Here is a 4,051-nt window from a genome sequence, read left to right as displayed (position 1 = left end):
GTTTGAATTGTTCATCTGATAAGTTTTGATAATCCATAATTTTGCTAATAAACATAGCAAAATTATAGATGATTTCCTGACCTAAGATCACATTTTATTCTTTTTTCCACTTCAATCTAAGAATTGAGAAAAAAGCAAAACATTATATTATACCATAAAAAAATTATGCAAGAGGTCTAATATCCAAATAAATGGCTATTGGGGGAATGATAATATCACCGGTAGCACTGGTAATGATGTCATTATTGATGGCGGTGGTGATGACATTCTTAACGGAGGATTAGGGTCAGATCAACTAACGGGAGGTGAAGGTCGGGACCGTTTTATCTTCAATACCGTTGATGAAATCGGTCAAGGCGCAAACCAAGACAAAATCCTTGATTTTAATACTGGTCTTGATACTATTGACATCTCTGGCATCGATGCCAACTCCCTCAGCGTTGGTAATCAGAGTTTCACGTTTATCGGTAACTCGGATTTTTCAGGTCAAGCGGGACAACTGCGCTTTGACGGCGGTCTCCTTTGCGGGGATACCAACGGCGATGCAGTCAGCGACTTTCAATTGGCGATCGCTGGAGTGTATAGTTTACCTGTTACCAATATAGTGCTGTGACATCCTCTGGTTTGAGGCAATAAGCTCTCACTGCATTTAACTGAGTGTCAGCAGAATTCCCTCGCTTTTAGCGATGGGATGAATGCTGACTTTGTATATAGACATAATTCAAAGTTCCAATTTCCCTATTCATCGATTAAAACGCTGATGTCTTCATTGGTTCCCGTTAAAATATAAATAATTTTGAGTCGGCTATCATAGCGGAATAGGTATATCGGTTGGTAGAGAAAAGATAAGCAACTGACAGATAAAGATAGCGGTATTTTTCTATCAAGGAAAAGTTTTGTAAATTTCTCTACGATGTGCGACTCGTTGACAGATGATGGTTTGATTGGGTTTATCAATAGTCAGTCCAATCCTATAATCTGCAACTCTAATTTTATATTTATCTTTATGTCCTTTCATTTTATCGAGATAGCCTAATTCAAAAGGATTGTCAGTTTCTAACTCGGAAAATACGATCAACTCAACGCGAGATTGTATGTCTTTTGGCAAGGAGGTTAATTCTTTTAAAAATCTCTTGTTATATTCAACCTTCCACATTTTTGTTTTTAAGAGATTCTAAATATTGTAAGGCTTTTTCTTTGTCTAGGATTTGATCATTTTCAACTTCTTCGATGAGTTTTCCTAGTCCGTAATCCTCTAGGATTTCTTCGATTTTTTCAAATTCAGCAATGGGAATCTGAACAGCAATCGGCTTTTGATCTTTGTCTAATACATAGCTTTTGTTAATTTCTAGCATTTGGATTTCCTCTAAAAGTTCTCTAGATTATTATTGATAAATCAAGTAAAACCTCACTCATTATTTTCAAGTTTGCTCTCTAGGGATTCTAGATCTGATAACTGCGGTGGATGATTAGCATTCCATGCGAGAGCTTGATCTAATTTTTCTCGAAAAGGCGATCGATTTATCCAGTCTTCGTTTACGGGAGAGCGATCGAGTAAATTTTGATAAAACTCATTCCACAGTTGACCCCATTCTTTTAGATCGATAACAACTGCTGTTTTTTCTCCTGTTTCATCGACAATATACTGAATACCTTTCATGATTTAAATTGTTGTGAGATGGATATTAACTAATAACTATATTTGAATCGATGCACGAGAAGATATGGATTTTGCAAGTTCTTGTCTAGCATCTTCCGATAGAGAACAACCAAAATCTAGAATCTCGATCAAAACTAACTGATCGTCCTCGGAATAATGTAATATTGTTTTCTCTTCCTCCTCTGCGTAAGCAATTGGATTATTGTTTAACTCAATTAATAAAGCATCCACATCTGAGCTATAGTGTATCTTGTTCATATCGGGATATCCTACCGGGGTAAAGGGTGATGATTAAGAAAAAAGCACTGAATTCTCGATAAACTACTCGAATCACTAAATTATCATTGAACTTTTTTTGTGCGATTCGCTTGTTGTCTTCAGAGATTTCTATTTTATCAGGAAATTGTACAGTTTCGAGGATAAATTCAGGAGTGATAAAAATTCCACGAGCGGATAGCAAATTCAATTTGATTCTAGAATGCTCACTAAATCGAACTTCTTTCATTTATCCAACCAATATTATATCGCCAACCTGTAACAGGAATCGAAACCCTATCAATTTTTTCGATAATAATCGCATAACGCACGATTTCTATTTCTCAATTATTTGATTTAATTTTTCTTTGAAAATTGTTTCTATTTCTTTATAGGACATCGTTTGAGGTGCGGGATATTTAAAACCGTCTTTTTTTCGGCTTAATAATACTTCTAGTGCTTCCCTAAAAATAGCTTCTTCATTTCGATGTTCCGAAAGATACTGACGGAGTTCTGCGTTAGTCATTTCCGAAGGTGATTTTTTCATAATTCAAAGTCCCAATTTCCCTATTCATCGATTAAAATGCTGATGTCTTCATTGGTTCCCGCTAAAATATAAATAACTTTGAGTCGGCTATCATAGCGGAATAGGTATATCGGTTGGTAGAAAAAAGATAAGCAACTGACAAATAAAGATAGCGGTATCTTTCTTTTAGGTGTTATATTCTACAAGTCCTCGCGGGGAAAAATACGCAAAATGTCACGAGCAAAACGAGAACTAATCCCAGGTTATTCCTATCATATAACCATTCGCTGTAATAACCGAGAATTTCGCCTCACCCGTCTAGAATGCCGACAGGTGTTACTCTACGCTATCAAAAAAGCGATCGAGAAGTACGGATTCAAACTCTACGCGCTCTGTGTGATGAGTAACCATATTCACTATCTCATCGAACCGAAAGACGCAGAAGACTTGCCCAAAATCATGCACTGGTTGAACTGGTACACCGCCATGTGTTTTAACCGAATGCTGAATCGAACTGGTCACTTCTGGGAGAAACGCTATCACAGTAGCGGCTTTCCCACCACGGATACTAAGCGAGCGCTGAATACCCTACGCTATATTCACGCCAATCCGAAGGCTGCGGGAGTCCAAGTCGGATTCTTCTACGATTTTAGCGATTACGGGGTCTATGACCGACTCGGAGACGATGGCTTAACCACTTGGCATCCTGCGTTTTTGAGTCTGGGGGAAACCCTAGAGGAATGCGCGGCCAAATATCGCGGATTCTGCAAAAAATACCGGCCGCGACCGAAGCCGGAAACCCGCAACCACTGGGGAAGTAAGCTACTCGCGGGGATAAAGCCGAAGAAAAGGTCTAAAAAATCCTCTCCAGGCCAATTGTCTCTCTGGGAGGATTGGGAGGAAGTCACCCCAGAAATTCTCGCGGTGGCGGATCAGTTCGTTTTTGCCAACGCCTACAACCCCCGCGTCGCCGGGGACATACTACAATCCTGTCGCGGACAGGACGCGGGGCCTGGGTGACAGGTATCGAAAACCCAGAACCCGCATGGCTTCGTGGAAAACCAACCCGATACAATTCTTAAAAATTGGCTGTAACCTTTATATGTTACATTTTACAAGTCTCGACGCGAGAGAAGAGAGTAATCCACTCCCCCACCACTACTCCCTCCTGGGAGGTGTCCTAGGGGTGCTTTTAGGTCAAAAGTAACATCTTTGTAGTATATCCAGCTTTTATTCACTCGCCAGCCTACCCTATCTCCTAAAGCGTTCCAAACTCTTTCATTATACTGCCGCGTCCCACCAAGTTCGCGGTAGATTTTCGCCTGCACGGAAAAACCAAAGCGACCGCCACTATATTTCACCCATAATTGGTCAATGGTTCGCAAATCCTCGCAGGGAAAATTATCGATATTCTCTTCCCGTAGCCATCCCTCACTCGTGCGGTTGGCAGCCTGTAGCATCACGTTGGTGGTTTCCTCGTCCGCTTGCTTCCATTGCTGCCGTTTTAATAAATCTTCTAATTTCCGATAATCGATTCCTTTGGCACTTTTAAGTTCGATTTCTGGCGGTGACGCGGGTTTCGGGGTTTCTGTTATCGTTTTCGCCGACTC

At 40.3% G+C, this 4,051-nt stretch carries 10 protein-coding genes; 2 read left to right on the top strand and 8 right to left on the bottom strand.

What is annotated here, in order from left to right; genetic code table 11:
• The first annotated feature begins 154 nt into the window (after positions 1–154).
• Positions 155–613: a M10 family metallopeptidase C-terminal domain-containing protein gene (locus IM473_RS22480; protein ID WP_353738140.1), complete on the top strand. Its 459-nt coding sequence runs from the start codon at positions 155–157 to the stop codon at positions 611–613.
• 125 nt (positions 614–738) lie between these two features.
• Here IM473_RS22480 and IM473_RS22680 read toward each other — a convergent pair whose 3' ends face one another.
• The 7 genes from IM473_RS22680 to IM473_RS22675 all read right to left on the bottom strand — a co-directional run bounded on the left by IM473_RS22680 (position 739) and on the right by IM473_RS22675 (position 2,572).
• Complete coding sequence (locus IM473_RS22680; protein WP_407069704.1) at positions 739–957, bottom strand: DUF6888 family protein; 219 nt, start codon at positions 955–957, stop codon at positions 739–741.
• On the bottom strand, positions 884–1,156 hold the full coding sequence (locus tag IM473_RS05675) for a type II toxin-antitoxin system RelE family toxin (protein WP_002795818.1): 273 nt from the start codon (positions 1,154–1,156) through the stop codon (positions 884–886). Before IM473_RS05675 ends, IM473_RS22680 begins: the two co-directional genes overlap by 74 nt.
• Positions 1,143–1,355 (bottom strand): RelB antitoxin-like protein, encoded by a 213-nt coding sequence (locus IM473_RS05670; RefSeq protein WP_002763396.1) that lies wholly within the window; start codon positions 1,353–1,355, stop codon positions 1,143–1,145. The genes IM473_RS05675 and IM473_RS05670 overlap by 14 nt, the downstream gene beginning before the upstream one ends.
• Before the next feature lie 53 nt (positions 1,356–1,408).
• Positions 1,409–1,660: a hypothetical protein gene (locus IM473_RS05665; RefSeq protein WP_002769519.1), complete on the bottom strand. Its 252-nt coding sequence runs from the start codon at positions 1,658–1,660 to the stop codon at positions 1,409–1,411.
• Between the two features lie 36 nt (positions 1,661–1,696).
• Entirely contained in the window at positions 1,697–1,918 is a 222-nt protein-coding gene (locus IM473_RS05660) for a DUF2283 domain-containing protein (protein WP_287658230.1), read from the bottom strand.
• Between the two features lie 334 nt (positions 1,919–2,252).
• Positions 2,253–2,462: a DUF6887 family protein gene (locus IM473_RS05655; protein ID WP_272094840.1), complete on the bottom strand. Its 210-nt coding sequence runs from the start codon at positions 2,460–2,462 to the stop codon at positions 2,253–2,255.
• 20 nt (positions 2,463–2,482) lie between these two features.
• Positions 2,483–2,572 (bottom strand): DUF6888 family protein, encoded by a 90-nt coding sequence (locus IM473_RS22675; RefSeq protein ID WP_407069705.1) that lies wholly within the window; start codon positions 2,570–2,572, stop codon positions 2,483–2,485.
• Positions 2,573–2,672: 100 nt separating this feature from the next.
• Between IM473_RS22675 and IM473_RS05650 the strand changes: the two genes are divergently transcribed.
• Positions 2,673–3,461: a transposase gene (locus IM473_RS05650; RefSeq protein ID WP_004158023.1), complete on the top strand. Its 789-nt coding sequence runs from the start codon at positions 2,673–2,675 to the stop codon at positions 3,459–3,461.
• Positions 3,462–3,553: 92 nt separating this feature from the next.
• Here IM473_RS05650 and IM473_RS05645 read toward each other — a convergent pair.
• A partial coding sequence (locus IM473_RS05645; protein WP_287690376.1) for a GUN4 domain-containing protein occupies positions 3,554–4,051 on the bottom strand: 498 nt, incomplete at its 5' end.

The sequence above is a fragment of the Microcystis sp. M015S2 genome, assembly GCF_020245945.1.
Classification (GTDB): domain Bacteria; phylum Cyanobacteriota; class Cyanobacteriia; order Cyanobacteriales; family Microcystaceae; genus Microcystis.
The sequence above is the reverse complement of the archived record's forward strand: the minus strand, read 5'-3'. Positions and strand labels throughout refer to the sequence as shown.

What these genes read in the sequence shown, in the direction of transcription:
- IM473_RS05655 (WP_272094840.1), bottom strand. Translation starts at nt 2,462, where the DNA reads ATGAAAAAATCACCTTCGGAAATGACTAACGCAGAACTCCGTCAGTAT.
- IM473_RS05660 (WP_287658230.1), bottom strand. Translation starts at nt 1,918, where the DNA reads ATGAACAAGATACACTATAGCTCAGATGTGGATGCTTTATTAATTGAG.
- IM473_RS05650 (WP_004158023.1), top strand. Translation starts at nt 2,673, where the DNA reads ATGTCACGAGCAAAACGAGAACTAATCCCAGGTTATTCCTATCATATA.
- IM473_RS05665 (WP_002769519.1), bottom strand. Translation starts at nt 1,660, where the DNA reads ATGAAAGGTATTCAGTATATTGTCGATGAAACAGGAGAAAAAACAGCA.
- IM473_RS05675 (WP_002795818.1), bottom strand. Translation starts at nt 1,156, where the DNA reads ATGTGGAAGGTTGAATATAACAAGAGATTTTTAAAAGAATTAACCTCC.
- IM473_RS05670 (WP_002763396.1), bottom strand. Translation starts at nt 1,355, where the DNA reads ATGCTAGAAATTAACAAAAGCTATGTATTAGACAAAGATCAAAAGCCG.